This window comes from Bacillus sp. MYb78 (assembly GCF_002975115.1).
Classification (GTDB): domain Bacteria; phylum Bacillota; class Bacilli; order Bacillales; family Bacillaceae_G; genus Bacillus_A; species Bacillus_A cereus.
Window position 1 is genome coordinate 445423 of sequence record NZ_PCOB01000002.1, and the last position, 15736, is coordinate 461158.

Genomic DNA, 15736 nt, shown 5'->3' on the forward strand with positions numbered 1-15736 from the left:
CGTTGCTTTTTTTCATACATATAATCATAACAAGAACAAAATGGGCATACATTGTTTTGAAGAAATCATTGTGGTTCTTTATGCTTATTCCACTTCGAATGATATTGAAAATCGAAGAAGTGATAAAAGTGAAAAGAAGTTAATGTTATTTAGAAAGAGTTACTTCATGAGATTTGTTACTTATAGATAAGTTATACAGGAGGGGGAAAATTTGAAAATTCATATCGTGCAAAAAGGGGATACCCTTTGGAAAATTGCGAAAAAGTACGGAGTGGATTTTGATACGTTGAAAAAAACAAATACACAACTTAGTAATCCAGATTTAATCATGCCAGGTATGAAAATTAAAGTGCCATCCAAGAGTGTTCACATGAAACAACAGGCTGGAGCAGGTTCAGCGCCTCCAAAGCAATACGTAAAAGAAGTGCAACAAAAAGAATTTGCAGCAACACCAACTCCACTTGGAATAGAAGATGAAGAAGAAGTTACGTATCAATCAGCACCAATTACACAGCAGCCAGCTATGCAACAAACACAAAAAGAAGTGCAAGTAAAACCGCAGAAGGAAATGCAGGTAAAGCCGCAAAAAGAAGTACAGGTGAAACCGCAAAAAGAGGTGCAAAAAGAACAGCCAATTCAAAAAGAGAAACCAGTTGAAAAACCGTCTGTTATTCAAAAACCACCTGTGATAGAAAAACAAAAACCGGCGGAAAAAGAAAACACGAAGTTTTCGGTAAATGTATTACCGCAACCGCCACAACCACCAATAAAACCGAAAAAAGAATATAAAATTTCGGATGTAATAAAAAAAGGCAGCGAGTTAATTGCTCCTCAAATTAGTAAAATGAAACCTAACAATATCATTTCTCCGCAAACGAAAAAAAATAATATAGTATCGCCGCAAGTGAAGAAAGAGAATGTAGGGAATATAATATCGCCACAAGTGAAGAAAGAAAATGTAGGAAATATAGTATCGCCGCAAGTGAAGAAAGAAAATGTAGGAAATATAGTATCGCCGCAAGTGAAGAAAGAAAATGTAGGAAATATAGTATCGCCGCAAGTGAAGAAAGAAAATGTAGGAAATATAGTATCGCCGCAAGTGAAGAAAGAAAATGTAGGAAATATAGTATCGCCGCAAGTGAAGAAAGAAAATGTAGGGAATATAGTGTCACCGCAAGTGAAAAAAGAAAATGTAGGGAATATAGTGTCACCGCAAGTGAAGAAAGAAAATGTAGGGAATATAATATCGCCGCAAGTGAAGAAAGAAAACGTAGGGAATATAGTATCGCCAAATGTATCGAAAGAAAATGTAGTTATTCCACAAGTCATACCGCCAAATATTCAAATGCCAAACATTCAAATGCCAATTATGGATAACAACCAGCCGCCGAATATAATGCCAATTATGGATAACAACCAGCCACCGAATATAATGCCAATTATGGATAACAATCAAATGCCGAATATAATGCCGATAATGGATAACAATCAAATGCCGAATATGATGCCGATAATGGATAACAATCAAATGCCGAATATGATGCCGATAATGGATAACAATCAAATGCCGAATATGATGCCGATAATGGATAACAATCAAATGCCGAATATGATGTCGATAATGGATAACAATCAAATGCCGAATATGATGCCGATAATGGATAACAACCAACCACCGAATATGATGCCAATTATGGATAACAATCAAATGCCGAATATGATGCCAATTATGGATAACAATCAACCACCGAATATGATGCCATATCAAATGCCGTATCAACAGCCCATGATGCCGCCGAATCCGTATTATCAACAACCAAATCCATATCAAATGCCATATCAGCAAGGAGCGCCGTTTGGACCACAATATACGTCTATGCCAAATCCGAATATGATGCCAATGGATAATAATATGCCGCCGCTTGTGCAGGGTGAGGAAGATTGTGGATGCGGAGGAGAAAGTAGACTATATAGTCCACAACCAGGTGGTCCGCAATATGCGAATCCTTTATATTATCAACCAACTCAGTCTGCATATGCACCACAGCCAGGAACGATGTATTATCAACCAGATCCACCAAATGTATTTGGAGAGCCCGTTTCAGAAGAAGAGGACGAAGAAGTTTAAAAAGGCGGGAGTATTCCCGCCTTTTTTGCATTCGTGTTAATTAAGAAAATGCAGTTTTTTTATGAAGTGCTAGAAAATTCCCAGTGAAATATTAACAGTGTAAAAACCTTCTCTGTTACTCATCATAAGAGGGAGCTTTTCAGTAGAGAAGCTCATTCTAACAGAGGGGGTTTTTGTATTGAATACGAAAGTAAAAGTGATTGCTGCTTCTTTGTTAGTTACCAGTGCATTAGCTGCATGTGGTACACCGAAAGATAACAATGCAATGGATGGACGTAACTACAATTACGAACGTACATCTTATAATGATACACACCAGTATCGTGATAATGTGACACGTAATGATCGTTATACAGATTATGTAACATATAGAAATGGTCGTAACGATACAGGATACAATTATTATCGAGATGTAAATTACAATGGACAAATTGCTAATCCGCATCCAACTCGTAATATTACAATGAACAATTCATACATTAACAATGATGGTAAAACAGCTGAAAGAATAACAAATCGTGTGAAACGTATGAATAACGTAGACCGTGTGTCTACAGTTGTATATGGAAACGATGTAGCGATTGCGGTAAAACCACGTAACACAGTGACAAATGAAACGGCGATGGCGAACGAAATTCGTCAAGCGGTTTCAAATGAAGTTGGAAACAGAAACGTATATGTTTCTGTAAGAAATGATATGTTTACTCGTGTCGATGCAATGAGTACTCGTCTACGTAACGGTACAGTTACAAACGATTTTAATCGTGACATAGTGAATATGTTCCGAGACATTCGTTACGGTTTAACTGGTACAGTACGATAGCAAAACAAAAGAGGAAGGGGTAGCCCTTCCTCTTTATTCATCGTTGTCTTGTAAACGACGTTTTTTAATAAAATAACCAACGGAGTAAGAAACTAAAAAGCATATGAAAAGAATACTACCTGTTAAAATAGCTTCAAACAGTGGTCTTTCTGGACTGAAAATAATATAAATAATAGCCATAACGATTCCTACAATAAGGGAGCGGAAGACAAGTTTATAATAAGGAGTTAATTTTATTTCCTTTTCACTTTCTTCTACATCGATTGAAACACTTAACTGTAAATAACTAAGGACGATACTTGTAAGAATAAATAATAGCCATAATGGAGATTTCGTAATTTGATCCATTCCTTCAGTGAATCCGATATAGCCTAAAATGCCAATTATACCAAGCGATTGAAAAAGAAAGGCAATACGTATGTTTTTTAATGTTTTCAGAATGAGACGTTCATCCTTTTTTTTTTCACAATATCCATCTCCTGTTTATTATGATTTCGCTGTTACTTTTATCAATTTATAATTTACATATCGTTCGTTTGGATAACAGAGGGAATAAAATATTTTTATAAACATGTTGCACTTATAATTTATTAATGTTATATTAACAAAGCGATGAGCTAATTTACGTAAGACGAGAGATATGCTTAAGTGCTAAACACGCGAATGTGGTCGCCTGGTCTCTCGCCGTAAACGCATCAAGACGCCTGCTTTGCAGGCGTCTTTCATTTTATATAAAAGTAAATGATACATGCAGATGAGGTAAACCCTTATCTGCATTTTTTATTTTTCGAAAGAAATGTAATATGGATAAAACCACCATTTCCGGAAAAACTACTAATGAAAGTATGATCTTGCCTAAAAGAGGTGAACGGAAATGAAATGGATACTGATTGCGATGCAAGCTTTCGTTATGATGTTTTGTTTCGTTTATGAAACGAATGTGAAGGCGGAAGGGCCAGTACCAGAAGTAACGGAAAAAGAACCTGAGGTTACAATTTTATTAGAGCGTATGTATGTTGATGGAGAAGTAAGTGAGGAAATACTTACAGAAAAAGTAGCGGATTTAGAAAAGTTTTTACAGCAATATAAAGAATGGCAACTTGTTGATCGTGATGATGTACAAATCGTATTACAAAAGAAAGTTGATGATATTTCTCCGTTATTGAAAACGAGCGGATATTTTGGTGTTTCAGAGGAAGGGATATTACAAATTTTCAAAGGTGTGCCAAAAAGTGATAATGCGATCCATTCTTTCTTTCAAATTGATATGAAAAAGCTTGAGAGTTATGAGCGTGCGAAATTGAAGCGTGGTATTCGGATTAAATCAAAAGAAGGTTTTGTAAAGACGATTGAAAAAATGAAACAATACGCAGTGCAAAATAAGAAAAAAAGCAGCTCATGGTGAGCTGCTTTTTCTTACTTATTTTTAGCTAAAATTTCTTTTGCGATTTCATCAATTAGCATATCTTTTCCAATTGGATTGAATGCTTTCGTATTGAAGACTTCATTTGATACTTCATATACGTGATTATTTTTAACTGCTTTATTGTCTTTCCAAACGGCACTGTTTTTGTAGTCTTCGTACACTTTATCAGCTTCGCCGCCGAAGTTTACAATAAACATTTGATCAGGCTGGAATGCAACTAGACCTTCTAGTGATACTTGCGCCATCGTTTGTTTTAAATCTGTACCTTTTGTTGCAGGAAGTTTTAAGTCGTTAAAGATGATGTCACCGTATCCGAAGCTGCCGTATACACGGAAGTTTTGAGGTGTAACTGCAACGAACATAAAGTTCTCATCTTTTGTTTTCTCTTTAATTTTTTTAGATAAAGAGTCTGCTTTCTTATCGTAGTCTGCAATCCATTTGTCTGCTTTCTTCTCTTCGTCAAATAGCTTACCTACTTCTTTAAACTTACCACGCCAGTCTTCTAAGTTTGTTTCTAGAACAACTGTAGGTGCAACCTTTTCTAGTTGATCATAAATTTTTAATTGACGGTTGTTTAAAATTATTAAGTCTGGTTTTAAAGCAGTAACAGCTTCTAAATCAACTTTAGGTGCCCAGTACCAACCAACTGCTTTTACTCCATCTAATTTGTCTGTTAAGTGATTTTGGATTTTATCTTTATATGTATTTGCTGTACCAACAGGTTTGTGTCCAAGAAGTAATAGTTCTTCTGTTGATCCAGATAAGTCAACAATTCTCTTTGGATTTACTGGAATTGTAGCTTCACCTTTAGCATGTTTTACAACTTTTGTTTTCGGTTGTTCTTTTGCTTTTGATTCTTCTTTTTGAGAAGAACAGCCAACGATAGAAAGAACAACAAGCATAATAGTAAATAAAATAAATAGCTTACGTTTCATCCTGATGTAACCCCTTTAATTAGTATTGATAATCATTATCGACATCTGTATATTAAGGTGCTTTAACCTTTCTGTCAATGGAAAATAACAGAAGTTTCAAGTGGAGAACATTTGTTGGGGCAGTCTCGCTTTTCTATCATTAAATATGTTAAAATGGAATACATGATTTAAGAGGGAGAGATCGTATTTTGTTTGAATATGTTACAGGTTACGTGGAGTATGTAGGGCCGGAATATGTCGTAATTGACCATAATGGAATTGGTTATCAAATTTTCACACCGAATCCGTATGTATTTCAAAGAAGTAAGCAAGAAATCCGTGTCTATACATATCATTATGTGAGAGAAGATATTATGGCACTTTACGGGTTTAAAACACGTGAAGAGCGTTTATTATTTACAAAGTTGTTAGGCGTGTCTGGCATTGGGCCAAAAGGCGCTCTTGCAATTTTAGCTTCTGGTCAAACAGGACAGGTCGTTCAAGCGATTGAGCATGAAGATGAGAAGTTTTTAGTGAAATTCCCAGGCGTCGGAAAGAAAACAGCACGCCAAATGATTTTAGATTTAAAAGGAAAACTAGCAGATGTCGTACCAGATGCATTTGTGGATTTATTCTCAGACACAGAACGTTTTGATGAGAAGAAAGGTTCATCAGCTGAGCTTGATGAGGCACTGGAAGCTCTGCGCGCACTTGGATACGCAGAACGCGAAGTTTCTCGCGTTGTACCAGAGTTATTAAAAGAATCATTAACGACGGATCAGTATATTAAAAAGGCACTTAGTCTTTTACTAAATGGTAAGAGGTGAGTATAATGGACGAACGTCTCCTTTCAGGGGAATCTGCATATGAAGATGCGGATTTAGAATATTCATTACGGCCACAGACGCTCCGTCAGTATATTGGCCAAGATAAAGCGAAACATAATTTAGAAGTATTTATTGAAGCAGCGAAAATGCGTGAAGAAACGTTAGATCACGTGCTTTTATATGGACCGCCAGGTCTTGGTAAAACGACGCTTGCGAATATTATTGCAAATGAGATGGGCGTTAATGTTAGAACAACTTCAGGTCCCGCGATTGAAAGACCAGGAGATTTAGCTGCTGTATTAACAGCGCTTCAGCCAGGGGATGTATTATTTATTGATGAAATTCATCGTTTGCATAGATCAATTGAAGAAGTATTGTATCCTGCGATGGAAGACTTTTGCCTTGATATCGTAATTGGAAAAGGGCCTTCAGCACGTTCTGTACGCCTAGATTTACCGCCATTTACATTAGTTGGAGCAACGACACGCGCCGGAGCATTATCGGCACCGCTTCGTGACCGCTTCGGTGTACTTTCAAGGTTAGAGTACTACACAGTAGATCAGCTTTCTGCGATTGTTGAACGTACAGCAGAAGTGTTTGAAGTTGAAATCAATTCGTTAGCTGCATTAGAAATTGCAAGACGTGCTCGTGGTACACCTCGTATTGCGAATCGTCTTTTAAGACGTGTACGTGATTTCGCGCAAGTTCGTGGTAACGGAACGGTTACGATGGAAATTACGCAAATGGCATTAGAGCTACTGCAAGTAGATAAATTAGGTCTAGATCATATTGATCATAAATTACTGCTTGGTATTATTGAGAAATTCCGTGGTGGTCCAGTTGGATTAGAAACGGTTTCAGCAACAATTGGAGAAGAATCTCATACGATTGAAGATGTGTATGAGCCGTATTTATTACAAATTGGCTTTTTACAACGAACGCCAAGGGGCCGAATTGTAACGCCGCTTGCGTATGAACATTTCGGAATGGAGATGCCAAAAGTATGATGGAGATGCCCAAAATGCTTATTACAGCGGGAATCTTACTCATCGTTGTTGGATTAGCTTGGAAGTTCATTGGCAGGCTTCCAGGCGATATTTTTGTGAAAAAAGGAAACGTTACCTTTTATTTTCCTATCATTACATGTATTGTGTTAAGTATTGTACTATCTTTTATTATGTATATAATAAATCGATTTAAATAAGAAATAGGTGGATATAGCTATGGATATAAATCTGTTTGATTTTCATTTACCAGAAGAACTTATTGCACAAGTCCCGTTAGAAGATCGTGAAACATCAAGATTAATGGTGTTAGACCGTGAAACAGGTGATATTGAGCATAAACATTTTACGGACATTCTTTCTTACTTACATGAGGGGGATTGCTTAGTTTTAAATGAAACGAAAGTTATGCCTGCTCGTTTGCACGGTGTGAAAGAAGATACAGGCGCGCACATTGAAGTACTTCTTTTAAAACAAGAAGAAGGCGATAAGTGGGAAACGCTTGTAAAGCCAGCGAAACGTGTAAAAGAAGGAACTGTTATCTCTTTTGGCGAAGGGAAATTAAAAGCAACTTGCACAGGAACTGCAGATCAAGGTGGACGTCAGCTTGAATTTTCATATGACGGCATCTTCTATGAAATTTTAGATGAACTTGGGGAAATGCCACTTCCTCCATATATTAAAGAGACGCTAGAAGATCGCGATCGCTATCAAACAGTATATGCGAAAGAAATCGGTTCAGCAGCAGCGCCGACTGCGGGACTTCACTTTACAGAAGAGTTACTTGAGAAGTTAAAGCAAAAAGGCGTTCAGTTGGCATTCATTACACTTCACGTAGGGCTTGGAACATTTAGACCAGTTTCTGCAGACACGATTGAAGAACACCATATGCACGCAGAATATTACCATATGTCTGAAGAGACAGCGACATTATTAAATCGTGTAAAAGAGAATGGTGGACGTATTATTACTGTAGGTACGACATCAACTCGTACGTTAGAAACAATTGCAACAGATCATGACGGTAAGCTTTGCGCCGCTTCTGGATGGACAGATATTTTCATGTATCCGGGATATGAATTTAAAGCAATTGATGGTTTAATTACAAACTTCCACTTGCCGAAATCAACATTAATCATGCTTGTAAGTGCATTTGCAAATAGAGATAATGTACTTCATGCTTATAATGAAGCAGTAAAAGAAAAATATCGTTTCTTTAGCTTCGGTGATGCAATGTTCGTTGCATCTCACGCTAAAATGAGAAACAAATAAAAGGAGTAAGTTATGACAGCAATTCGTTATGAATTTATTAAGACATGTAAACAAACGGGTGCCCGTTTAGGTCGTGTGCATACACCGCACGGTTCATTTGATACACCAACATTTATGCCAGTTGGTACACTTGCGACAGTTAAGACAATGTCACCAGAAGAATTAAAAGCAATGGATTCTGGCATTATTTTAAGTAATACGTATCATTTATGGCTACGTCCAGGTCATGAAATTATTCGTGAAGCAGGCGGCTTGCATAAATTTATGAACTGGGATCGTGCAATCTTAACAGACTCTGGTGGTTTCCAAGTATTCAGTTTAAGTGACTTCCGTCGTATTGAAGAAGAAGGCGTTCACTTCCGTAATCACTTAAATGGAGATAAATTATTCTTATCACCAGAAAAAGCGATGGAAATCCAAAATGCATTAGGTTCAGATATTATGATGGCATTTGATGAGTGTCCACCATTCCCGGCTACTTTTGAATATATGAAGAAATCTGTAGAGCGTACAAGCCGCTGGGCAGAACGTTGCTTAAAAGCGCATGAACGTCCGCAAGATCAAGGTTTATTCGGTATTGTACAGGGCGGGGAGTACGAAGAGCTTCGTCGTCAAAGTGCGAAAGACCTTGTTTCAATGGACTTCCCTGGTTACGCTGTAGGTGGTTTATCTGTTGGTGAACCGAAAGATATTATGAACCGTGTACTTGAGTTTACAACACCACTTCTTCCAGATAATAAGCCTCGTTACTTAATGGGTGTAGGTTCTCCTGACTCATTAATCGATGGTGCAATTCGTGGTATTGATATGTTTGACTGCGTACTTCCAACTCGTATCGCTCGAAATGGTACATGTATGACAAGTGAAGGTCGACTCGTTGTAAAAAATGCGAAATTCGCAAGAGACTTCGGTCCGCTTGATCCAAACTGTGATTGCTACACATGTAAAAACTACTCACGTGCGTATATTCGTCACTTAATGAAATGTGATGAAACGTTCGGAATTCGTTTAACGTCTTATCACAACCTTCATTTTCTGTTAAACTTAATGGAGCAGGTGAGACAAGCTATTCGTGAAGACCGTCTTGGCGATTTCCGCGAAGAGTTCTTTGAACAGTATGGCTTTAATAAACCGAATGCTAAAAACTTCTAATACATAATTTAAAAGGAGGAACAAAAGATGAATGCAGGTATGATGAATATCGTTATGATCGTTGCGATGTTTGCGATTTTCTATTTCTTATTAATTCGCCCGCAACAAAAACGTCAAAAAGCAGTTGCTCAAATGCAAAGTGAGTTAGCAAAAGGTGATGCTATCGTAACAATCGGTGGTTTACACGGTACAATCGAATCAGTAGATGAGACGAAAATCGTTATTAAATCTGGTGGTTCACACTTAACTTTCGATCGCAATGCGATTCGTGAAGTTGTGAAAAACTAATGTGGAAGGCCCTGCATGAAATGTGCAGGGCCTTTTTTAGTTACTTTGCTTTGACATATTTACACCGAAAATACCACCGAGTGTACTCGCCCCCATTAATGCTAATTGATAAAGTAATTGTGAGTTCGATAAGGTTTGAGAAAAGCCTAAATAGTTAACTAGAAAGACGAGTATAGTGAATGTGAGCCCTGTTGTGAAACCAACTAGCCAACCTTTTCCTTGAGCCTTTTTGCCGGCAGTAAATCCAGACATAAGCATAGATAAAAGAGCGAGTATAAAAATAGTAACGGTTAATGTCCCTTCATTTATATTTGTAAACTTTAATAAAAGAGCCATAATCATACTAGTAATAGATGCGAGAATTAGTAGTGTAACAATACCAAAGCCAATTGCAGTTGATAATTTTTTCGTTCCATCCATTTATGCATTCCCCCTTTTTAATACAAGCATATTTTCCTTTTGCCCAAGTTAGACTAGTTTCTTTTTTATAGGGGAGTCTATACGTAAAAAGGAGATGTAGAAATGGAATGGATATCAATAATTGGACGGACAATGCTTTTGTATATCATCATCTTAATTATTTTTCGTCTTATGGGTAAACGTGAGATAGGAGAGCTAAGTGTATTAGATTTAGTCGTATTTATTATGCTTGGAGAAATGGCCGTAGTGGCAATTGAAAATACCGATAAATCACTTTGGCATCAATTAGTTCCGATGACTTTTCTTATGTGCATCCAAATTATTTTGTCAGTCATTTCCCTAAAGTATCAACGCTTTCGGCATTTAATAGAAGGTGAGCCAGCTATTCTTGTAAACGCGGGGAAGATTGATGAAAAGAAGATGAGAAAGCAACGGTATAATATAGATGATTTAATGATGCAATTAAGGGAACAAGGAGTTGGAGATATTCGGGATGTAGAATATGCTATTTTGGAACCGTCTGGGAAGTTATCTGTCTTTCAAAAACAAAAAAATAAACAAGATACATTACAGTTTACGCTTCCTCTTATTATTGATGGAGAAATTCAATCTAGTCATTTACAAATGATTGAGCATACAGATGAATGGCTTATTGAGAAATTAAAAAACTTAGGTTATAACGATGTAACACAAATTTTATACTGTAGTTTTCAAAACGGACAATTTTTTGTTGATGTAAAAGAAAATTAGAGATTTATCCTTTGAAAGAGTAAGAATGATTGGTTTAACTAATAATCAGTGGAGATTACCCCACTGATTAAAGTTTCATCTTATTTCAAAAATGAAAGTTTACGAATGATAGGGAGACGACTTAACTCTTCTTTTCGAATGAGTTTGAAAGTGAAGAGAAGTACGATATAAACAATTGTTGTTAAAGTGATTTCCCATAATGTTTGTATGCCAAGGGAATGAGAGAAAATAATATATTTATGGAGATAAAAACCGAAGGCGCCTGCGATACCGATGGCAAGTCCGCCGAAAATATAGTCTTTTGCGTAAATGGTAAATGTAATTTTTTTTAAAACAGTAGCGTAGTGAAGAAATGTTACTGTTACAATATTTGCAGCGATAGCAAGTGCAACCCCCATCATTTGAAATTCTGGCCTTGATGCTAGTACAAAAATAACGATTAATTTCACGATGGCACCAATAAATGTATTCATCATTGCAGCCCTTGCTAAGTTTAAAGCTTGCAAAACAGAGGTAAGTGGACTTTGGAAATAATGAAATAAAAAGCAAGGCGCAAGAAGTTGAATGAATGCTGTTGCGCTGTCTGATCCATACATAAGAGTTAAAACAGGAGAAGCGAATACGTATAATATAACGACAGACCATCCGCCGGTAATTAATGAAATTCGAAGTGCTTGTTGTAAACGGTGTTCCACTAATTTATGTTGTCTTTTTGCCATTGCTTCACTAATAGAAGGGACGAGCGCTGTAGAAAGAGCGTATGTAATAAAGGCGGGTAGTGATAGAAGCGGGAATGCATAACCGTTTAATATACCGTATTGCTGGGTTGCAACAGAAGCAGCGACACCAGCGATTGCTAAGCTTTGCATAACGACAATAGGTTCAAAAAAATATGAAACGGAGCCGATTAAACGACTTCCTGTAGTTGGAAGGGCAATATCCATCAGAGAATAAAATGTCCCTTTGCTTTCCTTTACAGTAGTGAAAAATCCAGAGCGTATTGATAAATGTTTTTCTCGCTGAAATAACGTGAGTAAAAATAATAAGGATGCAACTTCACCGAGAACAGCTGATAACATAGCGCCGGCTGCAGCGTATTCTATGCCGTAAGGTAAAAATAACTGGATGCATATAGCGATAATGGTAATGCGGACGACTTGTTCTAGAACTTGCGCATAAGCGCTAGGTTTCATGTTTTGTTTCCCTTGAAAGTAACCACGCAAAACAGAAGAAACAGCAATAACCGGGACAACGGGCAAAATGGCCATTAATGGATAGTACGTTCTTTCGTCGGTTAATAATGTTTTTGCTAAAATAGGCGTGAGGAACATAATTCCGATTGTTAAAATGATACTAATAACGGATGTAACAGCTAGTGATACGGTTAATATTTTTTTAACTCTTTGTTTATCGTTTACAGCTTCCGCTTCTGCTACAAATTTTGCGATTGCGACAGGAAGACCAATTTGTGTCAATGTAATTGCTAAAATGAATGTAGGAACGGCCATCATATAAAGACCAACGCCTTCTTCTCCTAAAATACGTGCCATTACTATGCGGTTGATAAAGCCAAGTATTTTTGTAATAAAGCCGGCTATCATTAAAATAAATGCGCCTTTTAAAAAGCTTTGTCTCGTCATGTTCTTCTCCTACCTTCTCAAAATCAATGGAATGATTTACAATAATTTATATGCACGTACGAGACAAGAATGACAAGCATTTAAGAGAGTGAAGTATGATAGTGCTCTTGAAAGTAGTTATTGCTGTCCATTAGAGCGGGATTAAAGCGACTTTTTCGTGCTGAAATAAGAAGGAGATGTTATAAATGTTAGATAGAGAGGCTTTGGTAGAATCATACCGCGGACAGTTACAAGTCGTTTTAGAAAGTAAAGTAGAAGAGTTTCAAATGTTCGGTTACGACCGAGTAACAGATGATGACATTTGGAAGTTTCTCAAAGTGAAAAAGTGGAAGAAGATAGACAGCGATGTTAGATTGTATGAATTAGTTAATGACGTATTAACAGTAAGTACTAATGAATATATGACATATTTAACTGTTGAAGCTTACCAAGCACCGCTTTGGTCATTTGATGAGTACGAAAATAAATAACCGACTGCAATTGGTTTGTTCTTCCTTTTGCAGTATAATGATATGTATTGATAAAGAGGAAATAATTGTGTCTAAGATTATATATAAAGGAGGTAGTGAAGAGGAAAATAAATGATGAAAGTGTAGGGAGTGTAAAAGCTTACCTATACAGCTAGTGATGAACTAGCGAAAATTATAGAAAGGAAGTCTACTAACTAGGCGTATGCACACGTATAGCAGTGAATCGTAAAAGATTTATTGAAAGTGTTAGTAGCAGAAAGAGGGTACATATGGCAAAGCGTGGTACGAGAATTGCCGCCTTTTTCCTCATCGTCTTATTAATCGGTGGAGTAATTGGTGCGGCAGGAAAAGACATAGCAAAAGGAATTAGTCTAGGACTAGACCTTCGCGGTGGTTTTGAAATTCTTTATGAAGTAAAACCAGCCAAAAAAGGTGATAAAATCGATCGAGACGTACTTGTAAGTACAGTAGGTGCTCTTGAAAATCGTGTCAATGTTCTCGGTGTAAGTGAGCCGAACATTCAAATCGAAGGGCAAGATCGAATTCGTGTACAGCTTGCTGGTGTACAAGATCAGCAAAAAGCACGTGAAATGTTATCAACACAAGCGAAATTAACATTCCGTGATGTGGATGATAACCTTCTTATGGATGGAACGGATTTAAAAGGCGGCGGAGCGAAGCAAACGTTTGATGAGCAGGGCCGTGCGAGCGTAGGTCTTACACTAAAAAGCGCTGAAAAATTCCGTGAAGTAACTGAAAAAATTTCTAAAATGCCACCACCAACGAATTTAATGGTAATTTGGCTTGACTTTGAAGAAGGAAAAGATTCGTATAAAGCAGAATCTGCAAAACCGAATCCGAAGTTCTTATCAGCAGCAACAGTAAACCAAGTATTTAACCAAGCTGAAGTATCTATCGTAGGTGGAAACTTTACAGTTGAAAGTGCGAAACAACTTTCATCTTTATTAAATGCAGGTGCACTTCCTGTTGATTTAAAAGAAATGTATTCAACATCTGTTGGAGCGAAATTTGGTCAACAAGCGTTAGAGCAAACGATTTTCGCTAGTGCGATTGGTATCGCTCTTATTTTCTTATTTATGCTTGTATTCTACCGTTTACCAGGACTTGTAGCGGTTATTATGTTAGGTTTATACATTTTCGTTACATTACTTGTCTTTAACTGGATGCATGCAGTTCTTACGTTGCCAGGTATTGCGGCGTTAGTGCTCGGAGTAGGTATCGCAGTTGATGCGAATATTATTACGTACGAGAGACTGAAAGAAGAGCTGAAAATTGGTAAGTCAATGATGTCGGCATTCCGAGCTGGTAACCATCGTTCATTAGCAACAATTTTAGATGCAAACGTTACGACTCTTGCAGCAGCTGGTGTGTTATTCGTTTATGGTAATAGCTCTGTAAAAGGATTCGCAACAAGTTTAATCGTAAGTATTTTAGTTGGTTTTATTACGAACGTATTCGGTACTCGTTTCTTACTAGGTTTACTTGTAAAGAGCCGTTACTTCGATAAAAAACCAGGATATTTTGGTGTGAAACAAAAGGATATTATTCCATTAACAAAAGGTGTAGTGCATCCGCCAACGAGATTTGATCGTATTAACTTCGTGAATATCGGTCATAAATTCCTTATCTTCTCAATTGTAGTTGTAATTGCGGGTGCAATTATCTTACCAATTTTCAAATTGAATCTTGGGATTGACTTTGCAAGTGGTACACGTATTGACTTGCAATCAAAACAAGCCGTTACGGTATCTGATGTTCATAAAGATTTTAAAGAATTGAACATTGATGTGAAGGAAGAAAATATTGTACCGACTGGAGATGACAATAAAGGTTTCGCAGTTCGTACATTAGGTGTTTTATCAAAAGATGAAATTGCCAAAACAAAAACATTCTTCCACGATAAATATGGTACAGATCCAAACATAAGTACAGTTTCACCGACAATCGGTAAAGAAATTGCACGAAATGCATTTATCGCTGTACTGATTGCTTCCGCAGTTATCATTTTATACGTAAGTATTCGATTCCGATTTACGTATGCGTTATCTGCAGTGCTTGCGTTACTACATGACGCATTCGTTATGGTTGTTATGTTTAGTATTTTCCAATTAGAGGTAGACTTAACGTTTATCGCTGCAGTACTAACAATCATCGGTTATTCTATTAATGACTCAATTGTTACATTTGATAGAAACCGTGAATTATACAAGCAGAAAAAACGAGTGCGCGATATAAAAGACCTAGAAGAGATTGTAAATGCAAGTATCCGCCAAACGCTTGGTCGTTCGATTAACACCGTATTAACAGTGTTATTCCCAGTAATTGCACTGCTTATCTTCGGTAGTGAGTCACTACGTAACTTCTCGTTTGCGTTACTTGTTGGATTAATAGTAGGTACGTACTCTTCTGTTTTCGTTGCCTCTCAAATTTGGTTAATGCTTGAAAACCGTCGTTTGAAAAAGGGGAAAAACAAGAAGAAGGTTGAGAAAGTAGAATCTGAACCGCAAGTATAGAAAAGATGATGCCTTATTATGAGGCATCTCTTTTTTCGTTTGTGGATACAATAAGATAGCAACTTTTTGATGGGAAGAAGATGGAAGA

General features: G+C 37.0%; 15 protein-coding genes and 1 pseudogene. 12 read left to right on the forward strand and 4 right to left on the reverse strand.

The features are described 5' to 3' along the window. Positions 1–211: 211 nt before the first annotated feature. Positions 212–368: pseudogene (safA, locus tag CQ064_RS34385) on the forward strand (SafA/ExsA family spore coat assembly protein); the annotation flags it as partial. Between the two features lie 1938 nt (positions 369–2306). After that, a complete protein-coding gene (locus CQ064_RS06285) occupies positions 2307–2951 on the forward strand; it encodes a YhcN/YlaJ family sporulation lipoprotein (RefSeq protein WP_001093537.1) in 645 nt (214 codons plus the stop codon). Between the two features lie 33 nt (positions 2952–2984). Here the strand turns inward: CQ064_RS06285 and CQ064_RS06290 are convergent, their stop codons facing one another. Beyond that, the gene (locus CQ064_RS06290; protein ID WP_033794973.1) at positions 2985–3392 is read right to left on the reverse strand and encodes a hypothetical protein; all 408 of its coding nucleotides are present in this window, start codon (positions 3390–3392) and stop codon (positions 2985–2987) included. A gap of 433 nt (positions 3393–3825) precedes the next feature. On the opposite strand from CQ064_RS06290, the gene CQ064_RS06295 reads away from it, so the two are divergent. Beyond that, positions 3826–4356: a BofC C-terminal domain-containing protein gene (locus CQ064_RS06295; protein WP_000871172.1), complete on the forward strand. Its 531-nt coding sequence runs from the start codon at positions 3826–3828 to the stop codon at positions 4354–4356. Between the two features lie 11 nt (positions 4357–4367). Here CQ064_RS06295 and CQ064_RS06300 read toward each other — a convergent pair whose 3' ends face one another. Next, the gene (locus CQ064_RS06300; protein ID WP_000823606.1) at positions 4368–5312 is read right to left on the reverse strand and encodes an iron-hydroxamate ABC transporter substrate-binding protein; all 945 of its coding nucleotides are present in this window, start codon (positions 5310–5312) and stop codon (positions 4368–4370) included. A gap of 188 nt (positions 5313–5500) precedes the next feature. Here CQ064_RS06300 and ruvA point away from each other — a divergent pair, with 188 nt between their 5' ends. The 6 genes from ruvA to yajC are packed head-to-tail and all read left to right on the forward strand — an operon-like array spanning position 5501 to position 9834. Continuing rightward, on the forward strand, positions 5501–6118 hold the full coding sequence (gene ruvA / locus CQ064_RS06305; protein ID WP_000464511.1) for a Holliday junction DNA helicase RuvA: 618 nt from the start codon (positions 5501–5503) through the stop codon (positions 6116–6118). Positions 6119–6123: 5 nt separating this feature from the next. Beyond that, the gene (ruvB, locus tag CQ064_RS06310; protein WP_000344451.1) at positions 6124–7125 is read left to right on the forward strand and encodes a Holliday junction branch migration DNA helicase RuvB; all 1002 of its coding nucleotides are present in this window, start codon (positions 6124–6126) and stop codon (positions 7123–7125) included. After that, positions 7122–7322: a DUF2905 domain-containing protein gene (locus CQ064_RS06315; RefSeq protein WP_000970410.1), complete on the forward strand. Its 201-nt coding sequence runs from the start codon at positions 7122–7124 to the stop codon at positions 7320–7322. Before ruvB ends, CQ064_RS06315 begins: the two co-directional genes overlap by 4 nt. A 19-nt stretch (positions 7323–7341) precedes the next feature. Further along, the gene (gene queA, locus CQ064_RS06320; RefSeq protein ID WP_000354019.1) at positions 7342–8394 is read left to right on the forward strand and encodes a tRNA preQ1(34) S-adenosylmethionine ribosyltransferase-isomerase QueA; all 1053 of its coding nucleotides are present in this window, start codon (positions 7342–7344) and stop codon (positions 8392–8394) included. Positions 8395–8406: 12 nt separating this feature from the next. Next, positions 8407–9546 carry a tRNA guanosine(34) transglycosylase Tgt gene (gene tgt / locus CQ064_RS06325; protein WP_000125365.1) on the forward strand — a complete coding sequence of 380 codons (1140 nt, stop codon included), beginning with the start codon at positions 8407–8409 and terminating at the stop codon, positions 9544–9546. A gap of 27 nt (positions 9547–9573) precedes the next feature. Beyond that, positions 9574–9834 (forward strand): preprotein translocase subunit YajC, encoded by a 261-nt coding sequence (gene yajC / locus CQ064_RS06330; protein WP_000991115.1) that lies wholly within the window; start codon positions 9574–9576, stop codon positions 9832–9834. A gap of 36 nt (positions 9835–9870) precedes the next feature. Here yajC and CQ064_RS06335 read toward each other — a convergent pair whose 3' ends face one another. Continuing rightward, complete coding sequence (locus tag CQ064_RS06335; RefSeq protein ID WP_000349148.1) at positions 9871–10254, reverse strand: TIGR04086 family membrane protein; 384 nt, start codon at positions 10252–10254, stop codon at positions 9871–9873. 102 nt (positions 10255–10356) lie between these two features. Here CQ064_RS06335 and CQ064_RS06340 point away from each other — a divergent pair, with 102 nt between their 5' ends. Further along, the gene (locus CQ064_RS06340) at positions 10357–11004 is read left to right on the forward strand and encodes a DUF421 domain-containing protein (protein WP_000454821.1); all 648 of its coding nucleotides are present in this window, start codon (positions 10357–10359) and stop codon (positions 11002–11004) included. A gap of 80 nt (positions 11005–11084) precedes the next feature. On the opposite strand, the gene spoVB is transcribed toward CQ064_RS06340, so the two are convergent. Further along, positions 11085–12644 (reverse strand): stage V sporulation protein B, encoded by a 1560-nt coding sequence (spoVB, locus tag CQ064_RS06345; protein WP_000198301.1) that lies wholly within the window; start codon positions 12642–12644, stop codon positions 11085–11087. Positions 12645–12829: 185 nt separating this feature from the next. On the opposite strand from spoVB, the gene CQ064_RS06350 reads away from it, so the two are divergent. Both CQ064_RS06350 and secDF read left to right on the forward strand, forming a co-directional pair. Next, the gene (locus CQ064_RS06350; RefSeq protein WP_000886979.1) at positions 12830–13114 is read left to right on the forward strand and encodes a post-transcriptional regulator; all 285 of its coding nucleotides are present in this window, start codon (positions 12830–12832) and stop codon (positions 13112–13114) included. 269 nt (positions 13115–13383) lie between these two features. After that, positions 13384–15648, forward strand: coding sequence for a protein translocase subunit SecDF (secDF, locus tag CQ064_RS06355; protein ID WP_001119065.1), 2265 nt, complete (start codon positions 13384–13386; stop codon positions 15646–15648). Positions 15649–15736: the final 88 nt, after the last annotated feature.